The organism is Paenibacillus pasadenensis, from assembly GCF_023715725.1.
GTDB classification, from domain to species: Bacteria; Bacillota; Bacilli; order Paenibacillales; family Paenibacillaceae; genus Paenibacillus_O; species Paenibacillus_O pasadenensis_A.
The window spans coordinates 405,355-428,420 of the sequence record NZ_JAMBOT010000004.1; the positions used below are offsets into that span (position 1 = coordinate 405,355).

Sequence of the window (23,066 nt, forward strand, 5' to 3'; positions counted from 1 at the left end):
TTTAAACGAAGGAATTACCGAATTGTAAACCATAGGACCATAAAAAAATACACTTATAAGATTGAATGAAGAGTATGAAAGTAAAAGGATAAGAATTATTTTAGAAAAAATAAATAACATTTTTTTCATAATATCACCTCATTGTAAAAATGTTTAATGGAGATACATATGTATCTCCATTAAATAAAGCAAATTATAAGCTAGGTCTCCGGTGATCAAAAATACCATGGACCCCCCAGCCAGTAAAACCAACAACTTTCTGATTATGGGTTACAAAAGTAGCAAAGTAATCTACATTGAATTGATTTATACTCGCAATAGTCGTTTTTGTACCTGCCGCAGGTACCTCGCCGTTTCCGGTAACAACAATCATCATTTTTCCTACACGCCCTACTGGTAGACTCAATTCACCAATGAGATTACTGGCGATAGTACCATGAGTCTCATTAAATTTCGATTGAGTTGAAATTAATTCACCTGTTGAGTCAGATTCCCTTGGTAAAGCATAATATACAGTATTATTCTGATCAATTCTAACAGTGATTTTTTCTTTATGCGTGCTACCTATTGTAGAACTATTATATTCCAAAACTTGAACAGTTTGAACTGAATCACTGGATTTTAGAAGTCCAGTTAAATGAGAATTTTCACTTCGTAATAATGCTGCTGAACTACTTTGAAGATCTCGCAGTCCTTTGTAATAGTTTTTCATATTGTTATCTTGCGAAACTCTATACATTCCGTCAAAATGTGACCAATTAGCTTTATATTGATTTAACTGAAGGTTAATATTAAAAAGCTCTTTAGATTCTGCTACGTTTCCTGTCGGATCAATATAAGCCAACGGATTATTATGCACATACGTATACAAATTCTGGCTCAACGGATTCGTCAATTCCCCTTTATACGAATCCTCCGTAATAAATCTGCCCATGCTCGGGTCATACCAGCGCGCTCGTAAATACTGCAAGCCTGCTTTCGAATCCCAGTACTCACCTGAATATTGGAATGGATTGGATACCGTTTCCTGGGATGAGATCAGTCCTCCCCAAATATCATACTTATACTGGTTCAAGCTTACATTGCCTGTACTGTCCCTTAAATCCGTTACATCACCGTGGCCGTTTTGCAAATAGTACGTTTTCCCTTGCGCATCCTTACGGGCAATCAGTCCCTTGCCCCGGAGATATTGCACCGGATTTGTCGCAGCACCATTAACAATCGTCGCCTCGGCAATAATCTGCACGCCGTCGTAATAGTACCGAAGCGTCTTTGTACCTTCCGTACGCTCTACCATCAGCCCGTCGCCGTTATATTTATACTGAATCTGCTCCCCGGCATCCTTCTTGGCACTGACAAGCTGATTGGATGCGTTGTACTGATAGTTGGTCTCCTCGGTTTGCAGCAAATCCCGGTTGCTCTGCAGCGCCTGACGGTTGCCTCGCACATCATACGCATACAACTCGCTGAACTGGCTCGACGATGTAATCCGGTTCGAAGCGTCGTAGTCAAACGCATTCGTCTCCGTCTGCCCATGCTGATTTTCCGTACGCTGTTTGATATTCCCGTTCAAATCCCATTGGTACGAATAGGAGTGCAGCACGGTTCCGTTCGCTTTGGTTTGATTTAACGTAGACAACCGAAGCCCATCGTAGCTGTAGCTGCTCTTCACTCCGTTAACCTGCGAGATGCTTTTCAGCAAACTATTGTTGTAATACTCGTACGATGCTTCTATGGAGCTGCCGTTTTTCACGTTGGACAACCGGCTCATATCATCGTACGTATAATCCAGCACCAGTCCAAACGGATCTGTCATTTGGGAGCGCAAGCCTTGATTGTTGTACGTATAGCTAATGAATTTACTGTCCGGGAACGTAACCTTTTCCAGCTCACCCGTTGCTAACTTATACGCATAACTCGTCGTTCCTGTTGAATCCTCCATCGATTTTCTGCGGCCCGCTGCATCATACGTATACTTCACCGTCGCATCCGGCGCCTGTTTCGTCAGCAAATGATTCCGGTTGTTGTACACGAAGGTAAACGACTGGCCTTTTTTATCTTTTGATCCGACCACATTGCCCGCTTTGTCGTAATATGTTTTGCTTTCTTGGCTTTTCGGATCCGTTTCCTTAATCGGGCGGCCTAGCTCATCGTAGGCTTTCACAACCTTGTTGCCGTCTGGATAGATATGTTCAATCAAATTTCCGCCAAGAGAGTATTTATACGACGTTTTTTCTCCCGTTGGCTGCTGAACTCCCGTTAAGCGTCCTAGAGCATCATAGGAGTTTGTTGTCGTTTTCCAATTAAAATCGCTCAAAGTTAACACATTGCCGACATAATTATAGGTTTGCGAACTCGTACGCTCGAATCCGCTGCCTTTATTCAATTCCGTTAGGACCAGTTGACCTGCGATGTCATATATTTCACGGCTTTTTACTCCCGTTGCATCTTCGACCGTCTTGGTGCGGTTAAGGCCATCATAGCTAACCGTCGCGGTTCCCCCGCCATTCGGAAACTCCGTCCGAATTAAACGGCCAAATTTGTCATAAAAATAATTCGTCCGCTTTTGATTCGCACCTTCACTCCATTGCAGCCTGCCTAGGGCGTCATAACCCATTTTTTGCAGGGCTCGGTAGCTTCCGTCTTCGATGCCTTCTTCCACTTTTTGACCGATGGCGTCCCATTTAACACGGGTCGTAACTCCCGTCTCGTCTTTTACCGTCGCTTCATTAGCCGCATCGTTATACGCTACGGTTGCAAAAGAGTCGTCTGGATTCGTTACCTTTGTCATTCGTCCTACTAAATCGTATTCGTACCTCGTGCTTCCGGTGTTATTCCCGTCCGTAAAGGAAGTCAGATTCCCCGTGGAAGGATTATAATCCGCTCTGGTTACAACCGTTTCAACGAGACCATCCACATTTTTGACCTGGACGGTTTGTTTGATTAAAAACCCTCCGCTGTACCCGTATTCATTCTCATATATCGTCTCTCTATTATCATCACTTACGATGACTTTGCCCGCATTACCAAACGAGTCGATGTTTTCATACCGGGTTTTGGACATTAACGTTCCTTGCTGGTTGGTAGAGGAAACCTCGGTTACCGTTCCTTGCGCATTCCGATTAATCATCGTCGTCAGCGTCTGTGAAGCATCAATACGTTGAGTCACCGAACGAAGCAATTGTCGGTTCGAATCATAGGTATACTGCGTCGTAATGTCATTCGCATCCGTACTGCTCAACACATTGCCGTAATCGTCATAACTGACTTTCGTCGTAACAGACGTACCAGCTTGAGTGCCTTTATAGAAGGTGTTTGTTGTTTGAATAGGACTAGATATTCTACGTGCTTCATCATACTGGAATGTCGATACATTTTTTTCATCGTCCGCCGTTGTTGTCACGCTATTAGTGTAATACATGGCAGGCAGGGACTCATGAAAAACTTTACGGTAATCGTACGTGATCGTCGATTCCCCATTGGAAACCGTACTGCCGAAATTCGAGATATTTTGTCCGTAGCTTGCTCCCATATCCGAATGATAGGTGAAATCGGTTTTATTCACCGTTCCTGTCGGCAAAATATCCTTTCTCGAAATGGTCCGATACACGTCCTGTCTCGAATGCTCCCCAAATTGGCGGTAAAATGGAGTGGCTTCATAGTCATACTGGGTTGCGCTACCGGTAGGATAATTGATTTTTTTTAGAAGTAAGGACGGATTGTTAACCGCCGTATCCTGACTTAATTTGACTAGGCTGTTTTTCTCCTCGTACTCGTACGTTGTGGTTCTATTTAATGAGTTCGTTACACTAACTAAAGTGTCGTACGGATACGGTAGCTTTTCAGCGGGATGTCTGGCAGGCTTATGATTGGTCGTTTTGTTATATCGGACCGTTTTAGCCCCCTGCTGAATTGAAATACCCGTGCTATCGTAAGTAAATTGAATTTTATTGTTGATCGCGTCCGTAATGGATTCCAGGACGATTCCGTAATTCGGTTGCTCTGAATATTTAAAATCAATGTTGTTTCCGTATGCGTCAGATTTTCGGATTAACCTGCCGTCGCTATCAAAATAGAGGTTTATTCCTGTTATCGATTTTAGAGCCCACTTGGAGGTTCGCCCTGCAGCCGAAACGCTATAATCAACCGCAAACGTTAAGTCCTTCCACGGATATCCTACTAGAACATTATCCTTTACCGAATAGGAACCCTTGCTTCCTAAATTTAGTGTTAAAGAGTTGTAGGTAGACTCAATATAAGGAATATCCCAGGTCCAACCGCTGCCGATCGGATATAACTTTTGTTCATACGGCTTTTCTTTAGCTACGTTTGCAAACTTATAAGCCGGAGGGTTCATTAAGTATATAAAATCCCTTAACTGTACATTTCGAATGACTTCAGCCAATCTTACATGAAACCAAATCCCACCTAACTGGTATGTCTTTTCGGCAGAATATTGACCACGCGAGACATGGACATTCTCTTGCTCCTTCTTATTTTGGTACCATATTAAAGCATCGTTATAGTAACTTGTAAATTCATCGCTTAACCCGTTATCCATTCTAGATAAGGGATTATAGTCCAGATATCCGGCGCTGGTAACACCATCCATACTAATATCCCAAACTACTTCTGTGGTATACGTAATGTAACATGCGCAATACAAAGCAAACTCCACGTCTTTTTTGAACAAGTTTGAATTACCGGAGCTGTAGGTCCGAGTCAAATCAAACGATAGTCCGTTTCTTCCTGGTAAGCTTAGGTCTGTCTCAGTAACGCTTAACTCTCCGCTTAAAGTCGACACGCTTTCGTTATTTTTATCGATGGAGAAAGGAGATTGAACATTTTTCGCATTTATATTCTCCAATCCTTTTAATGTAGCCGAATCAGGCGTTTCGTCTACAGAAGAAGCGCTTCTTGCTCTTTTCTGAGGACCGTATACTTGATTCGTTACACTGTCAGGAGGAAGTAACTTATCCTTATTTAGTTCAGCTTGAAGCAGCATCGAATTATATAAATCAGGAAATTTGTTTTTGAATTCATCCGAGACGTACGTGACTTCTGTGACATTCGAAATATCGACAGAACTATCTACATTTAAATTATTTGGAAGATATACATCTTGTGTGATTGGGTTGGAGAAGCTTTTGACTACACTCTTTGAAGAAGGCTCTTTATTCTCTATCGCAGTGATTCCCTTTATTGCCTTGTTTAAAAAATTAAAGTTAAACAATCCATTTGCAGAAGCCGCAACTGTTGGCGGAAATTGAGTAACGAACATTGATATTATTAATAGGACTGCAAATAGCTTTTTCATATGATCACCCTTGTATATGTAATATAAAATCTCTTTTTAATTAACATTCACTACTACACCATCAAATCCGATCGAGTGGCCTTGATCGTTGTAGTAGTAAAAATGAGATGTATACGGACCAGTATCATTCCCATGTCTCGCTACATCAACAACGGCTGACCAGATTCCGTGTCCTCTGTTAACAGCTGGAATCCACTCAAGATCGTCCTGTCCGTTATGATTCGACCATGTCGGAACTTTTACTTCAGTAATATTTTGAGGAATTCCCGTTACCCTTACTTCATAATAGCGTGTGCCTAAAGATATACTAGAAGGTGCGATAATCTGGGTTTGTTTTTTAACAACCGTTGTAGTGCCCGAATAGAAGGTTCCATCTATATAGACATCGGTTAAATAGTCCCCCTCTTCGTTAAAATGTTTTGAAAAAGGAATCGTGGCCTTCCACGTTCCATTTCCCATATTCGTCCCTTTAATCCAGGGCCATTCTAAATCATCTTGTCCACTTTTTGCAGTCCATGTTGGAAAGCTAACATTTTGAACATTTGGAGCAATTCCATATACGTAAACATCAAACGAAGCCGCTGCAAGATCAACCTCTTTTATTGAATCTACCACCGGCCGAGTTACATTTACGGATACCTCTTCAAAGCCAATCGAATTCCCGTACTTATCATAGTAGTAAATATGAGAGATATAATTCCCTCTATCTTCGTTATGTTTTTGAAGGCTTACTACAGCGGACCAAGTACCATTGCCTTTATTAACAGCAGGGATCCAATCAAGATCATCTTTCCCATTTACTTCGGACCAGGTTGGGATCAGCACACGATTGACTTGAAGAGGAACCCCGGTGACGGTAACCTCGTACTTTTTTTCAGAAATAGAGACACTAGTAGGGACTGTTATTTTCGTCGCCTTTTGCTGTACTTTGGTTATTACTCCGCCGTAATACACATTGTCCACATATACGTCTGTGAGATAATTACCGCTTTCTTTAAAGTGATTGGTAAAAGGGATCGTAACTTTCCAAACTCCCTTACTTACTTTTACTCCTGAAATCCATGGGTTAGCGAGATCGTCTTGCCAGCTGTGCTCCGTCCACGTAGGAAACTGTACCTTTTGGGCGTTATCAGGAACGTTATATGCATACACATCAAAAGATGCGGCAGATATATCAACTGTTCCTGGAGAATCGACTCTGGAGATTTTAGACGTTTTCTTCGAGAGCAACCTGCCGTTGTTGTCATATGAATATATCGTTTTATATAATTCAGAATTCTTTTGAATGACAGAGAACGACAAGACTCCGTTATCGTACTCATAATATTTAAATGATGAATTACTATTAGCTTGAGCTATAGATGTAGCGTTGAAATAGAAGGTACATGTGACAAGGCAGATACAGCAAAAGAGTAAATAGCCGAATTTTCTTTTCAAAATCACTCCCCCTTTGTTCTCTCTACTGTGATCCATTTTATTATTATCGTTATCGCCTAACTTTACATGCACATATCAGTAAACGTTTACAGCAACAGCTTCAAAATTAATTCTCTCTCCGCTAGCATTATAGTAGTACACATGCGAAAAATAAGGACCTGTATCATTGTTATGCTTCGCTATATCAATAACGGCTGACCATGTGCCATTTCCTCTGTAAACGGCTGGTACCCAATCCAGATCATCCTGGCCGTTGTGATCGGACCATGTCGGAATTTCAACTTGGGTAATGTTCTGAGGTACGCCGGTTACCCTTACCTCGTAATAACGTGTTCCTAACGAAACACTGAAAGGCGCAGTAACCTGTGTTCCTTTTTTGACCGTCGTAGCAGTCCCACCAACATAAACTCCATCGACATACACATGCGTCACATATTCTCCGGCCTCATTAAAGTGTTTTGAAAACGGAATGGTGGCCTTCCACGTTCCATTTCCCATATTCACACCTTGTATTCCAGGCCATCTCATATCATCCTGTCCATTCTTTAGGGTCCATGTTGGGAAATACACGTTCTGAACATTTTGATCTACTCCATAGGCATATACATCAAATGAAGAAGCACTGAGGTCTACTTCTTTTTTGGAAGCAATTGCGGGTCGCGTTACATTTACCGCAACATCCTCGATATGTATTGAATTCCCGTATTTATCATAGTAATAAATATGAGAATAATATTTTCCTAGATCGTCTCTATGATTTATAAGACTTATGGTTGCAGACCATATTCCGTCGCCAATTTTATCAGCAGGTATCCATTCAAGATCATCCTGCCCATTTATATCCGACCATGTCGGAACTACAACACGATTAACTTGAAGAGGAACTCCTGTGATTTTAATCTCGTAGCTCTTTTCAGCAATTGGAACAGTATCAGGGGCCTCCGCTTGTGTTGCATTTCGTTGAACTTTAGTTGTTACTTCCCCATACATAACACTGTCAACATACACATGCGTTAAATAAGATCCGTTTTCTTTAAAATGTTTAGAAAATGGAATTGTCACTTTCCAAACTCCCTTACTAACCTTCCTTCCTAGAATCCATGGATTTTCCAGGTCATCCTGTCCCTGACTCTCAGTCCAAGTAGGGAACCGAACATCTTCCGCACTTTCGGGAACGTTGTACGCATACACATCAAACGAAGCAGCAGACAAATCAACTATCCCCGGAGAATCAACTTTTGAAATTTTAGACGTTTTCTTCGAGAGTACCCTGCCGTTGTTATCATACGAATAAACAGTTTTATAAAATTCTGAGTTCTTTTGAACCACTGCAAAAGATAGAACCCCGTTATCGTACTCATAGTATTTAAATGATGAATTGCTATTAGCCTGTGCAATAGATTCCACCAAAAAAATTGAACACACAAGAACCAAGCCGAAGCACATTAAAAAATAATTGTACTTTCTTTTCACAAACGTTCCCCCAATGTCTGCAATTGTCTAGTTCTTACTTCACATCGCGTCCCCATAGACCCGTACATCACTTAGATGTACCCCTGAATTTGCAGAATTGTGGGTCATAATTACTTTCACATAGCGGGCGTTTACTGGAGATAAGTAGTATTGGTCTCCCCTGTCCGATGCAGCCACACTATTTTCTTTGCTTCCAACTTGAGACCAATTAGAACCATCAGCACTGATTTCAATCATGTAGTGATAGTATCGACTTTCATGTACATAATTTCGGATTACGATTTTGTTTAGTTTATAAATCTTTCCTAAGTCAACTTGCCACCACGTCGATGAGTTTTCGAGTTCCATACCCCAATAGCTGTTATTTGTCGGATCTAAATCGTTTGCTCGTGAAGGGAGGTTGTTCCCTAAGTAACCACTTGCTATTGCCAGTTTGTTTAACGCAAGGGAAGCTTTATCCCCGTAAACCCTCACGTCACTAAGATGTACCCCTGGATTTGCAGAATTGTGGGTCATAGTTACTTTCACAAAGCGTGCATAAACAGAGGGAAAGCTATACTGATCTCCATTCTCTGTTGCTATTGATGAATCTTTTTTATTTCCGACTTCAACCCAGTTTAATCCATCCGAACTGACATCTACTCTATAGTGATAGTATCGATTATCATGTACATAATTCCGGATGACGATTTTGTTTAATTCATAAATAGCTTCTAAATCGACTTGCCACCAAGTTGAGGACTTAGTAAGATCGACTCCCCAATAGCTATTATTTGTCGAATCTGCATCATTTGCCTTAGAAGGAAGATTACTTCCAAAGTAACCTTCCGCCGTCGCCGGTTTGTTTAGGGCAAGAGATGATTTCACTCCATAGACCCGAACATCACTAAGATGTACACCTATATTAGCCGAGTTGTGGGTCATCGTTACTCTCACATAACGAGCATTAACAGAGGCTGTATTATATTGATCTCCTTTATTTGTTGCAGCTAACGTATCGTTTTTATTCCCAGCTTCTATCCAATTGAACCCATCCACACTGAAATCAACTCTATAGTGATAGTATCGATTACCATCTACATAATTTCGGATGACAATCTTGTTCAACTCATAAATTCCTTCTAGATCAACTTGCCACCATGCCGATGAATTATTCAGCTCTACTCCCCAATAACTGGAATTAGTCGAGTCGGCATCGTTGGCCCGTGACGGAAGATTGCTTCCTGCATATCCTTGCGCCGTTGCAGGTTTATTCCTGGCTACATTGCTATATTTCGTTTTATTAATTAGATTCCCATTACGATCATATTTGTAGTATAAGATTGAATTTTCCGAAAGAATTTCTTCTATCAACTCGCCATTTTCATTATATTTATAATCAGCCGCATAAATAGTAGAGCTTGTACTCATAACATATAACAAGGCCAAAACAATAAAGCTTATTAACATTCCGAAAAACTGTCTCAAATAAGCACCTCACAATATATTTCCTACTGTCCCTCTGATAAACATAACGGGGCTTCATTACAGAAAGGATGGACGTGTTTAGCAATTAGCCATCCGCATTAAGCGTATAAGTCAAAAAGCTAAAAATTCGACATTCTATTCCACCAACAAATACTAATCTATATCATCAGGTTCTACAACCGAATAAAATGTAGAATAACATCGAAATATGTCGAATAAAATTAAATCACAGCTTACAGAATTGATTTTAATTAGAGAATCAAAATGTATGATGGTTTTTTATCGATAAAAAAATATATTTTACAATTAAATTATTTCTTTTAAATATCATTAAATCCCTGCTATTTCTTTCACATTCATGCCATTAAACAGTTGGGGCATTCTCCACATATGCCAACAGCTCCTAATGTCGCAACAGTCTACGTTTACGATGAGCATCATATTAAGTGAATACGCCGGTTCAAAAACACGTAACACAAAAAAGGAGACGTTAGATATGTCTCCTTGTAATCCCTTCTTCATTAATAAATCTAGCAATAGCAGTGAATAGGAAAAGAAAAACCACATGGAGTTGTTACACTCGCATGTGGCTTGAGGAAACTATATTATTAGAAACGACTAGTGGCATTCATTCTCGTTTCAAGTAAAGCATTGAAGTCTCATAAATCATAAGGTTCTATCATTTTAATCGCAGTCATTGGTATGAAAAGGCGGCGAGTAATAGGATAATCATCTAGGAGACTAATTTCCAAGACGTTATTGTAATAGTCATAATCCTCGTAAATCCCAATCACTCTCAATTGATCTCGGTATGTTATCTTAATGGCTTTACTTAAGTACTCATTCATGAATACTTCTTCTAATTCCATACGTTTGCAACTCCTTAAAATACATCATCGTCTTTATATTTTCTTACCTCATCCATAATTCTATCGATTTTATGGCACTCATTGGTATAAGGATGTGCTTATCATTGGAATCATGAGGAATTATTGCTACAACTTTATTAAATTCATAATAATTCACATAAACACCAATTACAAATAAGTTGTCAAGAAACGTTATTTTAATTTTTTTATTCAAGAAACCTTTCATAAAAACTTTTTTCTCCATATAATTCAGCTCCTAGGACAAATCAGAATAATTCAAATAAATAATCAACTATAATAATTAAACAGTATCTACTTCTCGTTCGTTATAATCGTCCCATTGCTCTATCGATTTAATTGCGCTCATTGATATAAGAAGACTCGGATCGACCCCAGTATCTATAGGCATAATTTCTATCATGTTATTTGCATGGTAATATTCCACAAATGCACCAATAACAAATAAGTTATCTAAATAAGTTACCTTAATATATGCCCCTAGATATTTTTCATTAAATACATCAATATTTTCTATAGAAACCGCCTCCTCTTAATGGTTTTGCAAACTAAATCATTATTTCGGATTCATCAGGTTTTATCACGTAAATACCCTCATCGGTCCAAACTTGAACTTCATACATTCGTGAGTTTCCAAAATGATCATCAAGTTTTACGGATAGATTTATCAAATCATCACTATCCCAATCTATATTATTAAATGTTAAGTCATAAATAACAACGTTCGCTCCTTGCACATCAAAACCATATTTAATCGCAGTCATAGCAGCAGTTAATTTAAATTCTCCACTCGGAGAATTCGCAGTTTTCAACTCAACTTTCATTGTTCCATCTAACACGAAATCGAAGTTCGGTTTTGGTTTACTTGGATCCAATTTATCCAGTGAAAATCTTTCATTCACATGAACATCATATCCCATATCCAATAATTTGTTGGCAACTTCTCTTTCTGGTTTTTCTAATTTCTTTATATTTTTACCTGTATGTTTCCCACGATCTTCTGCTACCTTACTGTATTCTTTTTTCTCTATACCAAAATAACTTAGAGCAAGATTATCATTAGTTCTAATTCTAATATTACCACTAGGATCTATATAACTTAAAGGATTATTATGCACATACGTATACAGATTCTGACTCAACGGATTCGTCAGTTCCCCTTTATACGAATCCTCCGTAATAAACCTGCCCATGCTCGGATCATACCAGCGCGCTCGTAAATACTGCAAGCCTGCTTTCGAATCCCAGTACTCGCCTGAATATTGGAACGGATTGGATACCGTTTCTTGGGATGAGATAAGTCCTCCCCAAATATCATATTTATATTGGTTCAAGCTTACATTGCCGGTGCTGTCCCTCAGATCCGTTACATCACCATGACCGTTTTGCAAATAGTACGTTTTTCCTTGTGCATCCTTACGGGCAATCAGTCCTTTACCGCGAAGATATTGCACCGGATTTGTCGCCACACCGTTAACAATCGTCGCCTCAGCAATAATCTGCACACCGTCGTAATAGTACCGAAGCGTCTTCGCGCCTTCCGTACGCTCTACCATCAGCCCGTCGCCGTTATATTTATACTGAATCTGCTCCCCAGCATCCTTCTTGGCACTGACAAGTTGATTGGATGCGTTGTACTGATAGTTGGTCTCCTCAGTTTGCAGCAAATCCCGGTTGCTCTGCAGCGCTTGACGGTTGCCTCGCACATCATACGCATACAACTCGCTGAACTGGCTCGACGATGTAATCCGGTTCGAAGCGTCGTAGTCAAACGCATTCGTCTCCGTCTGCCCATGCTGATTTTCCGTACGCTGTTTGATATTCCCGTTCAAATCCCATTGGTACGAATAGGAGTGCAGCACGGTTCCGTTCGCTTTGGTTTGATTCAATGTAGACAACCGAAGCCCATCGTAACTGTAGCTGCTCTTAACTCCGTTAACCTGCGAGATGCTCTTCAGCAAACTATTGTTGTAATACTCGTACGACGCTTCTATGGAGCTGCCGTTTTTCACGTTGGACAACCGGCTCATATCATCGTACGTATAATCCAGCACTAAGCCAAACGGATCTGTCATTTGGGAGCGCAAGCCTTGATTGTTGTACGCATAGCTAATGAATTTACTGTCCGGGAACGTCACTTTTTCCAGCTCGCCCGTTGCTAACTTATACGCATAACTCGTCGTTCCTGTTGAATCCTCCATCGATTTTCTGCGGCCCGCTGCATCATACGTATACTTCACCGTCGCATCCGGCGCCTGTTTGGTCAGCAAATGATTCCGGTTGTTGTACACGAAGGTAAACGACTGGCCTTTTTTATCTTTTGATCCGACCACATTGCCCGCTTTGTCGTAATACGTTTTGCTTTCTTGGCTTTTCGGATCGGTTTCCTTAATCGGGCGGCCTAGCTCATCGTAGGCTTTCACAACCTTGTTGCCGTCTGGATAGATATGTTCAATCAAATTTCCGCCAAGAGAGTATTTATACGACGTTTTTTCTCCCGTTGGCTGTTGAACTCCCGTTAAGCGTCCTAGAGCATCATAAGAATTGGTCGTCGTTTTCCAATTAAAATCGCTTAGCGTCAACACATTGCCGACATAATTATAGGTTTGCGAGCTGGTACGCTCGAATCCGCTGCCTTTATTTAATTCCGTTAGAATCAACTGACCTGCGATGTCATATGTTTCACGGCTTTTTACTCCCGTTGCATCTTCGACCGTCTTAGTGCGGTTAAGGCCGTCATAGCTAACCGTCGCGGTTCCCCCGCCATTAGGATATTCGGTCCGAATTAAACGGCCAAATTTGTCATAAAAATAGTTCGTCCGCTTTTGGTTGGCACCTTCACTCCATTGCAGCCTGCCCCGCGCATCATAACCCATTTTTTGCAACGCTCGGTAGCTTCCGTCTACGATGCCTTCTTCCACTTTTTGACCGATGGCATCCCATTTAACGCGGGTCGTAACTCCCGTTTCGTCTTTTACCGTCGCTTCATTAGCCGCATCGTTGTACTCCACCGTGGCAAAGGAGTGATCCGGATGGGTTACTCGTGTTGTTCGTCCTACTACATCGTATTCGTACCTCGTGGTTCCATTGTTATTCCCATCCGTAAAGGAAATCACATTCCCCGTGGAAGGATTATAGTCCGCCCTGGTTACAATCGATTCAACAAGACCATCCACATTTTTGACCTGTACGGTTTGTTTGGTTAGAAATCCTCCGCTGTACCCATATTCATTCTCGTACATGGTCTCCCTATTGTCATCGCTCACGATGACTTTGCCCGCATTACCAAACGAGTCGATGTTTTCATAACGGGTTTTGGACATCAATGTTCCTTGCTGATTGGTGGAGGATACCTCGGTTACCGTTCCTTGCGCATTCCGATTAATCATCGTTGTCAGCGTCTGTGAAGCATCAATACGTTGAGTCACCGAACGAAGCAGATGCTGGCTAGAATCATAGGTATACTGCGTCGTTATTCCGTTTGCATCCGTACTGCTTAACACATTGCCGTAATCGTCATAACTGACTTTCGTCGTTACTGGCGTACCCGCTTGAGTTCCTTTATAAAAAGTGTTTGTCGTTTGAATAGGACTGGAGATTCTACGCGCTTCATCGTACTGAAACGTCGATACATTTTTTTCGTCGTCCGCCGTTGTTGTCACGCTATTGGTGTAAAAGACTGATTTTGAATCACTATAAACTTTTCTATAATCAAATAAAGTGTCAACTATACTATTATTCCCAAATGACCGCACAGTCGTTCCAAAACTATCTATGTTTCCATTAAAACTAGAAGCTAAATCTGAATGGTAAATGTACTCATTATAATTATAAGTTCCTGTTGCAGTTATATCTTTTCTGGAAGTCACTTTATAAGCTTGATCTGTCGAAAATAATCCATAAATTCTTGTCGTAGGAGTTGATTGATAAGTAAATTCTGTACGTCCACCTGAAGGATGTTTAATACTCTTAAGCAGATAATATGGGCTATTTACAGGATAATTTAAAACATAGCTTGTCTCTGCATTTTTATAGTCATACGTATATTGTGTGTCAGGGCCGACTAAATGCGAGACGTCAGTTAAATATGAATGGGGTTGAAAAGTCGAATATGGGAATGGTCTAGTGTATCCTGTAGTTTGGATTGTATATCTAATTTTGTTAGCACCTTGATACAACCATATTCCCCAATTATCATACGTCATTGTTATGGTGTTATTTAAAGCATCGGTAATAGTAGAAAGGACTTTTCCATACTTAGGATCAGTGATATAGGAAAATTTAATAGTGTTATCATAAGCGTCTGATATTTGAATTAGTCTTCCATCTTGACCAAAGTAATAACTTTTTTTCTCTTTTGTCCTCAGAACTTTTGAAGACCTTTCATTATTCACAACAACTGAGTTGTTATCTTCAAGCCACCTATCCTTCCATGAATAACCTACTAGACTATTTCCACTAATTTCATAACTTCCTTCGATCCCCATACTCAAATAACTAGTGTTTGTTTCATTAACTGTCTTAATAAAAGGAATATCCCAAGACCAACCTGTTCCCAAAGGATATAACTGTTGTTCATAGGGTTTGTTACGTGCAAATGTTCTCCAAAAACTAGTTAATTCCCCGCCAGTATTGAAATTCAGGTTAGACCCGCTCCACGATGCACTTCTATAAAATAAGCCTCGATAATCCGGACCGACCCATTCGCCAGAATCAACAGTCTTATTAATTGAATTATTTGACAAATAACTCTTATATGCCATTGCATCTTGTAAAACAGTAAATGAGCCATTGTAATTACTCATTCCAGGTGTAATATTTCCGTTATCATTAATTGTTTCATTATTCCATAGATAAACTCCTGTTTGATGTGTTTCATAGTACATAACATTTATTTTATCAGAACTCCATTGAAACCCTAAATAACCATCTATAGTTACCGAACATTTACAATAAGGAGCGTATTCAGTCTCTTTATTATATGCATTGGAAGAAGATGAATTATAAAAACGGGTAAGAGAAAAAGATAATCCATTACGTCCAGGTAGAGTTAAATCGGTTTCTTTAATTTGAACATCTCCGTTTAGGGTAGAGATAGTTTCCGTTCCTGAGGTTAAAGAATAAAGGGATTGGGGCTCTTTAATCGTCGCCTTTTTGATTGCGTCAACTAGTTGAGTTTCACGCGGTGGTTCATTTAACATCATTCTAGAATTACGCGTATATGTTGCATTATTTACGGAGCCTTCTATGAATTCAGGAAACGGTAGATAAATATCTTCGGTAACAGACTTATTTCCATAAGTGTTTATTACTACAGATTTTTGATCAAGATATGTATCGTTTTGAACCGTACTATTTATGTTATCTGTTAAAGATTTCGAAAGATCTTTTGCATATTCTTTTGGAGTTAAGTTATTATTTTTAAATAAGCTAAAATTGAATAAGCTCCCACTTGCCGAAGCCGAAACTGCTGGTGGAAATTGAGTAAAGAACAAACAGAGTATTAATAGAACTGCAACCAGCTTTTTCATTTAATCACCCTTTTATGTAATATAAACTCTTAGTTCTAATAGACATTCACTACTACACCATCAAATCCGATCGAGTGGCCTTGATCGTTGTAGTAGTAAAAATGAGATGTATACGGACCAGTATCATTCCCATGTCTCGCTACATCAATAATGGCCGACCAGATTCCATTGCCTCTGTTAACAGCTGGAATCCACTCAAGATCGTCCTGTCCGTTATGATTCGACCATGTCGGAACTTTTACTTCAGTAATATTTTGAGGAATCCCCGTTATCCTTACTTCATAATAGCGTGTGCCTAATGACACACTTGAAGGTGCAATAACCTGAGTTCCTCTCTTAACCGTGGTGGAAATTCCAGCGTAGTAGTTTCCATCAGCATAAACATGGGTTATATAGTCCCCAGTTTCATTGAAATGCTTGGAAAACAGAATAGTTGCTTTCCATGTCCCATTTCCCATATTCGTTCCTTGAATCCAAGGCCGTTCTAAATCGTCTTGGTCGTTTTTTGTGGTCCAAGTTGGGAAACTAACACTTTGGACATTTGGACCAATTCCAAATGCGTAAACATCAAACGAAGCCGCTGCAAGGTCAACTTCACTAATAGCATCCACTAGCGGCCGAGCTACATTAACAGTCGTTCCTCCAACTCCAATATAATTTCCATATTTATCGTAAGAATAGACATGAGATATATACGTCCCCTTTTCATTCCCATGTTTGGGAAGACTGACTATAGCAGACCAGCTCCCATTTCCTTTATTAACAGCAGGAATCCACTCAAGATCATCCTGCCCGTTTACTTCAGACCAAGTTGGGACTAAGATACGATTAACTTGAAGGGGAATTCCTGTGACTGTAACTTCATAGTTTTTTTCAGCAATCGAGACTTCACTTGGAGCATTAACTTTCGCATCACCCTCCACTACTTTAGTAGCTAACCCACCGAACATCTCTTTGTCGACATATACATGTGTTATATAATATCCGCTTTCATTAAAATGTTTAGAAAATGGAATTGTCGCTTTCCAAACGCCCTTACTCACTCTTACTCCTGAAGTCCATGGATCTACAAGATCGTCCTGTTCGTTGTGTATTGTCCATGTGGGGAATTTTACATCTTGTGCGTTTTCCGGGACGTTGTAAGCATACACATCAAAAGATGCTGCGGATAAATCAACTGTCCCGGGAGAGTCGACTTTAGTTGCGTTAGATGTTTTTTTCGTAAGCAGCCTGCCGTTATTGTCATATGAATATACCGTTTTATATAATTCAGAATTCTTTTGAACGACCGAGAACGACAAGACTCCGTTATCGTACTCATAGTATTTGAATGATGAATTACTATTAGCTTCAGCTATAGATTCGGCGTTGAAATAGGTGCATATGAGGATCAAATTACACAGACTAAAAAATAGCCGAACTTCCTTTTCAAGATTGTTTCCTCCTAAGAATACCTATCTACTTCTTCTCTCGCTTAACCAAATTTCCGTTCTCGTCATAATAAAAATAAATTGTTACCCCGGACGGATACTTAATAGATTCCAATCTGTTTACTGCATCATAGTGATAGATTGCTGATTTTGATAATTCGACTACTTTTACCACTTTTATATTTAGATTTAGAGTCTCACCAAACCAAGTTACATACTCTTGAAGCATTCTCCAGTCTGTCACATAAACACCGCTTGTTGAAGGAGCCTTCATTTGAAATTTAAAAGTGTATAGATCTCCAGGTTTAACAATAACGTTAGTAGGAAAAAAAGATCTCTTATATGCAAACGGATCATTGTCCCCGACAGCTCCTAATCGATAAAGTTCAACAGGAGGATTATTATCAAACCAGCTTGTATTTCCAGTGTTTTTAACGGTAATTGAAACATCATATGTTTTTCCCGTTTCCATCTCATTCGGAATTGTGTGGGCCACAATTGAAGCGTTTCGGGTTCCCTCTATGACAGTTACCGTTTTAGTAAGAGTAGCTCCAAACCATTCCACCCGGTCCTGCACCATTTGCCAGTCCGTCGTGTACGTCCCTAATGTTTCAGGAGCCTTCATCATAATCGTGAAGTTATACGTTTGCCCGGTGCCCACTTGATTACTCCCCATTAATTGACGTGTACCGGCAAAAGGATCTTTATCTCCAGCTCCCCCTAAGCGATACAAAGCTCCTTCGGACCAGGTCGCTTGACCATCGTTACGCACGGTAACCGTAACTGGATAATAATGTCCTTTAGCCATAACATCCGGGATTGTATTGGACATAATGGTTGCTGCATTTTGGGTAAGAGTGCTGGTTACGGATACGTCTACAGCCAGAATTTCGCCGAACCATTCCACATGCTCCTGAAGCATTCTCCAATCCGTTCTATATACTCCACTTTGAGTAGGGGCAGTCAAATTAAAGGCAAAGGTAACCGTCTCTCCAGGACGCACAATTTGATCGTTAGGAATTTCCTGCCTGGTGAATGCAAATGGGTCGGAATCATTTACTCCTCCAAGACGCCACCAACCCGTAGCTTTACTCCACTCGGTAGTCCCATCGTTTCGAATGGTGATTGTTACGGGATAACTCACACCAGTTTTCATGTAAGAAGGGATGGTATGGGAAACGATACTCGCTTGTCTTGAAGCTGCATTCGTTGAATTGGGGTACAATGTCATGAGAATTGAGCTAAAGATAATCATGGCTAAGAAGATATGAATTTGTCTTCTTTTAAGTACAGTTTTATTCATCATGAAATGAGCTCTCCCTTAACTTACCTTACTAATTTTCACATCATCAATCGATATCGCCCCGTCGTTATGTACGCCCCAGATAAAGTAATACTTATAGGAAGCTCCAGTTGTTAGAGTAATCGTTTTGCTCCCTTCGTCTCCGCTCACTCCTTGCCAGGAGGTGAACTGGCGATCATTTTGAGCATGTGTTCCTTCCGGTGTTCTCGCCAGGAAATAAAACTCTCCATCCGCCGATAACGTTTGAATTACTTTATAGTTGAACGTAACCTTGTACGTCGAATTGGGCTCGAATCTAATTTTCTGAAGATCGGTATGCAAAAACTCACGCCACTCGATATCCGGCGTAGATTCTCCCAATACGGAGTACTTCCCGCTAATGACTTTTGACGGAGCGCTCGTTATTTTTCCCGCATTGGCCGGATAGCCTTTAGAAAAAGCAGGGATTAAATAAGACCCGCTTTCAAAGGATTCTTCGTCTTTTGTAATCGAGATATCATCAACAGAGATTGATCCGCCATTGTTAATCCCCCAAATCAAGTAATACTTTTTAGAGGGACCCGTCTTAAAAGTTATGGTTTTAATCCCTTTCTCTCCGATGGCTCCATTCCACTTCGTCAGCGACCTATCATTTTCAGAATAAGGCCCTTCAGGAGTCCTCGCTAAAAAGTAAAAATAGCCATTGGAGCCTGAGATGCGGTTAATTTTATAACTAAAAGTCAATTTATATTTCGTGTTAGGCTCGAATTGAAACCTTGTATTATCCGTATGCAAATACTCAGACCATTCCAGCGAATTAGGAGAATCTCCAAGAATGGAATATTTGCCGTTAATGACTTTGGCAGAATCACTAGTCATATTTCCAGCGAACTCTGGATATCCTCGCCCATAGGGCGCGATGGAGTAGGATCCGCTCTCGAATGACTCTAGATCCTTTGAAATTCGGATGTTATCAATTGAAAGAGATCCTCCGTAATGCAAACCCCAGATAAGGTAATAGTTCTGAAAAGGTCCCGTCGTTAAAGTAATTGTTTTGGATCCGCTGTTACCGGCTTGACCTTTCCATAAAGTGAATCCTTTATCATTCTGAGAATAAGTTTCTCCCTCAAGAGTTCTGGCCAGAAAATAATAGAAACCATTCTGTTCCGATGCTCGATTAATCCGATAATCAAACGAGATTTTATAAGTTGTATTTGGTTCAAAAGCTACCTTTTGCAGATCGGTATGAAGAAACTCCGACCAGTCAAGTGTTCCGGGAGCCTCGCCTAATGCAGAATATTTCCCGCTGATGACCCAAGACGGATTTGCGGTCATTTTCCCGTTATTCGCAGGGTAACCGGCTGTAAATCTGGACTTTGAAAAATCTGCTTCTCCCCACTCAAAATCATCCGTGTACCATCCAGAGCTTTGAGAAGTTAAATTTCCATTTAAGTCATAGGTATAATCATGCTTAATGTTTTGCCCGAACAGTCGATAGGTAAGCGTTTTCAATTTATTATTGTTGTCGTAAAAATACCTTTTGTTGAAAGAAGCATCTACAATCTCAGCAGCAAATACTTGATTCAAATTTAATAAACCCATTATTAAGGAAAGCATAAGGAATGAAGAGACTGTTTTCATTATTCACCATCCATCTTTTTCATATAATATATAGAACTAAAGTATTAATTAAATATTTTTGTACATCAAAAGTCACATGAGATCTATACTAATCTATAAAATCCCCTCCCACAAGCAAATAAAATGAAGATAAAAATCGAATTTTGTCGAAAAAACAAAAAAACAGACTTAAAATAGCGATTATAACCGTTATTTTAAGTCTAACCCCAACATTTATCGATAAATAAATAAATTAAAATATTGTTATATCTATAAGAGCTAAGACTTTTCCCTTGAAGGAACAATAATCCAATTTTCAGTTAATTACGTGAAACAGCCTCTTGGAAAATCCGACAAATATGTTGTGATAAATTTCATTATTTGATATATGTAGACATTAAGGAAGTTGAACTTCTTTCCGTTTCTATTAATGGTAAAATTTTATTGTGTCAAAAGAAAAGGCTGGAGGGAAATTAATGAAATTGGAATCTAACGCTATTACAGCAGCGCTTGAATCATCGACTAAATACCCGCTTGACGTAATGTCGGCTCTCAGAGCCCATCTTGGAGAAGAACCTGCAAGCACAACCGCGGATGAAACGATTAACAATATACCAAAGGCTCAAGTTATGGATACTTACCTATCCTCAAAGGGAAACCCTAATGACAGGGCTCTGATTTGGGAATCCGTAGATAAAATATTCTGGTTTAGTCTCGATAAAATGTCGGAAAACAATGAAGGCAATCTGCTCTCTTCCTATAATGTAGAGGTCATGCAGCATGTACGAAACGCGTTGAGCGGGGATTCAAACAACTCTACATTAGACTCACAAATTATGTCCATGAAGAAAAACGATGTCATGGAAAAGTTCCTTGAGTCTTATGGCAGCACAATCACGGGTGCGGATGCACGCCGAATTATTAACTACATATTTGGAGTAAACTTGGATGGAATCAGCGCTCTGGAGCGTTCCAGACTGACCCTCTATTCAAAAGGAGATTACGAGCTTCTGACGCCGACGGATATCTTTATCGTGAGCTCCAATAAAGGAGACGTCAGCCTGTTTGTTGGAGTTACGGAATACTTTACGCAACAAACGGGATTGGACTCCTTGCCGCAAGGAATTGCGACTTATTTGGAAGAGCTCGGATTCGCGCTTAACCCTGAAACGAAAAAACACGAGTATCACAATTCCACTGCGGAGTCTGTATCCGATCCTTTTAAAGGTCAGGTGATTTTCCCCGTCGTGAACTATATCAAGGATCACTACGCGAAAATATAAGTGGTACGAATTGCATAAACAGAAGGGCAAGGATCCCTGGCCCTTCTGGATAATCAGTTTATATGCCTCTTTTCATTTTCTTTAGCTAAAAACAAAAGTATAATTGAGACGCCTAACAAGAAAAATTCTCTTTCCAAAGCTCCGAAACTCCAACCAAAAATAAATAAGAAGATAACTAAACATAAGGAAAAATAAACAATAAACCATTTATATAATTTTACATAATAAGAATAATTGATTTTTCTCAGTAAAAACACTACTTCAACTACAATCATAATAGGAATGGAAAACAAATTAATGATGGTCAATAACTTAAAGCTAGGAATCGACGATTGATAGACTAGTGGATCATAAGTAAATATTTTCAAAAAACCAATAATAGAATCTAAAAGCAAATACAGCAAAAGAATTTTCACACAGATAAAAGCCACTTTCATAAATTAACTCCCCCGAAACGAACGACTAAGAACATCCATGATTCTTCTAAACAAGTTTAAACTCAATTAAAAACCGGCCTCGAACTGTCATTTTGCCGTAATCTCCAATATTTATTTTGTTATACTTATCGGGGCTCATAACTATTATCGTTATTTCCTGAAACCTTTCCGTATGTACGGTTATCGTATAAGAGGTCATTTTGCTTGATACAGACATACTCTTCCATGCTTCTGACTTTTTAGATCGAATTTCACATTCAAATTCGTCGACTGGAAAATAAACTGTAAACAGTTTAACCATCGATAGAACAATAAATAAAACTACAAATAATATGATAAAATTGTCCATGTATTTATCATCCTTCTATGTGTTAGGAAAAGGCCTCGGGGTCAGATCTTCTTTACTTTTATTCCACCATTGCGAATCGTACCCATAGTATATGATGAAAGCCCAATCTCTCGGTGATTCATAGTTTAAAAAATCTTCATCTTCATCAATAGGAGTAGAGTATCTTCCCCATAGGTAATTCATCCTTCCGACTGCTTCATCTTCAGTTATTCCAAATTCCTCAATCATTGCTTCTTTAATAGCTAAACATATAGAATAAGATTCATTATTTGAAATAAAGCTGAACTCTTTCATATTCCCCTCCATCCAAACCTTAACAGCTTTCGACTGCTGCCTCGACAATATAAGTTTTAACTAATTTAATTCCGTCAAAAATCATTACCCTTTCACAAATAGGACATTTCCAAACCTCATATTTGGGATCGGGAATATTCTCAATACAATCTACCCCAAGTACTGCTTCAAATTCTCGGTCTGTATAAACGATTAGCTCTATATCATTTGGAACTTGAGTATTGGATAATACTTCTCCACATTTACATTTGAATTTCAT

15 protein-coding genes are annotated in these 23,066 nt (G+C 39.6%); 1 reads left to right on the forward strand and 14 read right to left on the reverse strand.

The window, feature by feature from the left end; genetic code table 11:
• Positions 1 to 193 precede the first annotated feature (193 nt).
• The 10 genes from M3223_RS13310 to M3223_RS13355 form a co-directional block, all read right to left on the reverse strand.
• On the reverse strand, positions 194 to 5,317 hold the full coding sequence (locus tag M3223_RS13310) for an RHS repeat-associated core domain-containing protein (protein WP_251562148.1): 5,124 nt from the start codon (positions 5,315 to 5,317) through the stop codon (positions 194 to 196).
• A 36-nt stretch (positions 5,318 to 5,353) separates the two neighbouring features.
• On the reverse strand, positions 5,354 to 6,754 hold the full coding sequence (locus M3223_RS13315) for a GBS Bsp-like repeat-containing protein (protein ID WP_251562150.1): 1,401 nt from the start codon (positions 6,752 to 6,754) through the stop codon (positions 5,354 to 5,356).
• A 75-nt stretch (positions 6,755 to 6,829) separates the two neighbouring features.
• Positions 6,830 to 8,227, reverse strand: a complete 1,398-nt coding sequence (locus tag M3223_RS13320) for a GBS Bsp-like repeat-containing protein (RefSeq protein ID WP_251562152.1) — start codon at positions 8,225 to 8,227, stop codon at positions 6,830 to 6,832.
• Between the two features lie 39 nt (positions 8,228 to 8,266).
• Positions 8,267 to 9,694: a discoidin domain-containing protein gene (locus M3223_RS13325; protein WP_251562154.1), complete on the reverse strand. Its 1,428-nt coding sequence runs from the start codon at positions 9,692 to 9,694 to the stop codon at positions 8,267 to 8,269.
• A 659-nt stretch (positions 9,695 to 10,353) separates the two neighbouring features.
• Complete coding sequence (locus M3223_RS13330; protein ID WP_251562156.1) at positions 10,354 to 10,563, reverse strand: hypothetical protein; 210 nt, start codon at positions 10,561 to 10,563, stop codon at positions 10,354 to 10,356.
• A 43-nt stretch (positions 10,564 to 10,606) separates the two neighbouring features.
• On the reverse strand, positions 10,607 to 10,807 hold the full coding sequence (locus M3223_RS13335; protein ID WP_251562158.1) for a hypothetical protein: 201 nt from the start codon (positions 10,805 to 10,807) through the stop codon (positions 10,607 to 10,609).
• Between the two features lie 322 nt (positions 10,808 to 11,129).
• A complete protein-coding gene (locus M3223_RS13340) occupies positions 11,130 to 16,112 on the reverse strand; it encodes an RHS repeat-associated core domain-containing protein (RefSeq protein WP_251562160.1) in 4,983 nt (1,660 codons plus the stop codon).
• A gap of 35 nt (positions 16,113 to 16,147) precedes the next feature.
• The gene (locus M3223_RS13345; protein ID WP_251562162.1) at positions 16,148 to 17,413 is read right to left on the reverse strand and encodes a GBS Bsp-like repeat-containing protein; all 1,266 of its coding nucleotides are present in this window, start codon (positions 17,411 to 17,413) and stop codon (positions 16,148 to 16,150) included.
• Between the two features lie 157 nt (positions 17,414 to 17,570).
• Positions 17,571 to 18,848, reverse strand: coding sequence for an NBR1-Ig-like domain-containing protein (locus M3223_RS13350; RefSeq protein WP_251562164.1), 1,278 nt, complete (start codon positions 18,846 to 18,848; stop codon positions 17,571 to 17,573).
• Between the two features lie 15 nt (positions 18,849 to 18,863).
• Positions 18,864 to 20,465, reverse strand: coding sequence for a hypothetical protein (locus M3223_RS13355; protein ID WP_251562166.1), 1,602 nt, complete (start codon positions 20,463 to 20,465; stop codon positions 18,864 to 18,866).
• Between the two features lie 455 nt (positions 20,466 to 20,920).
• Here M3223_RS13355 and M3223_RS13360 point away from each other — a divergent pair, with 455 nt between their 5' ends.
• The gene (locus tag M3223_RS13360; RefSeq protein ID WP_251562169.1) at positions 20,921 to 21,727 is read left to right on the forward strand and encodes a hypothetical protein; all 807 of its coding nucleotides are present in this window, start codon (positions 20,921 to 20,923) and stop codon (positions 21,725 to 21,727) included.
• 53 nt (positions 21,728 to 21,780) lie between these two features.
• Here M3223_RS13360 and M3223_RS13365 read toward each other — a convergent pair whose 3' ends face one another.
• From M3223_RS13365 to M3223_RS13375, 4 genes are read right to left on the reverse strand one after another with little or no spacing between them, the layout of a single operon-like run.
• The gene (locus tag M3223_RS13365; RefSeq protein ID WP_251562171.1) at positions 21,781 to 22,164 is read right to left on the reverse strand and encodes a hypothetical protein; all 384 of its coding nucleotides are present in this window, start codon (positions 22,162 to 22,164) and stop codon (positions 21,781 to 21,783) included.
• Between the two features lie 46 nt (positions 22,165 to 22,210).
• On the reverse strand, positions 22,211 to 22,513 hold the full coding sequence (locus tag M3223_RS24515) for a DUF2500 family protein (RefSeq protein WP_353057696.1): 303 nt from the start codon (positions 22,511 to 22,513) through the stop codon (positions 22,211 to 22,213).
• A 15-nt stretch (positions 22,514 to 22,528) separates the two neighbouring features.
• Positions 22,529 to 22,807, reverse strand: coding sequence for a hypothetical protein (locus M3223_RS13370; protein ID WP_251562173.1), 279 nt, complete (start codon positions 22,805 to 22,807; stop codon positions 22,529 to 22,531).
• 19 nt (positions 22,808 to 22,826) lie between these two features.
• Complete coding sequence (locus M3223_RS13375; protein WP_251562175.1) at positions 22,827 to 23,066, reverse strand: hypothetical protein; 240 nt, start codon at positions 23,064 to 23,066, stop codon at positions 22,827 to 22,829.

Coding starts and splice junctions, on each gene's coding strand:
- M3223_RS13310 (WP_251562148.1), bottom strand. CDS start 5,317: ATGAAAAAGCTATTTGCAGTCCTATTAATAATATCAATGTTCGTTACT.
- M3223_RS13330 (WP_251562156.1), bottom strand. CDS start 10,563: ATGGAATTAGAAGAAGTATTCATGAATGAGTACTTAAGTAAAGCCATT.
- M3223_RS13335 (WP_251562158.1), bottom strand. CDS start 10,807: ATGGAGAAAAAAGTTTTTATGAAAGGTTTCTTGAATAAAAAAATTAAA.
- M3223_RS13340 (WP_251562160.1), bottom strand. CDS start 16,112: ATGAAAAAGCTGGTTGCAGTTCTATTAATACTCTGTTTGTTCTTTACT.
- M3223_RS13350 (WP_251562164.1), bottom strand. CDS start 18,848: ATGATGAATAAAACTGTACTTAAAAGAAGACAAATTCATATCTTCTTA.
- M3223_RS13355 (WP_251562166.1), bottom strand. CDS start 20,465: ATGAAAACAGTCTCTTCATTCCTTATGCTTTCCTTAATAATGGGTTTA.
- M3223_RS13360 (WP_251562169.1), top strand. CDS start 20,921: ATGAAATTGGAATCTAACGCTATTACAGCAGCGCTTGAATCATCGACT.
- M3223_RS13365 (WP_251562171.1), bottom strand. CDS start 22,164: ATGAAAGTGGCTTTTATCTGTGTGAAAATTCTTTTGCTGTATTTGCTT.
- M3223_RS24515 (WP_353057696.1), bottom strand. CDS start 22,513: ATGGACAATTTTATCATATTATTTGTAGTTTTATTTATTGTTCTATCG.
- M3223_RS13370 (WP_251562173.1), bottom strand. CDS start 22,807: ATGAAAGAGTTCAGCTTTATTTCAAATAATGAATCTTATTCTATATGT.
- M3223_RS13375 (WP_251562175.1), bottom strand. CDS start 23,066: ATGAAATTCAAATGTAAATGTGGAGAAGTATTATCCAATACTCAAGTT.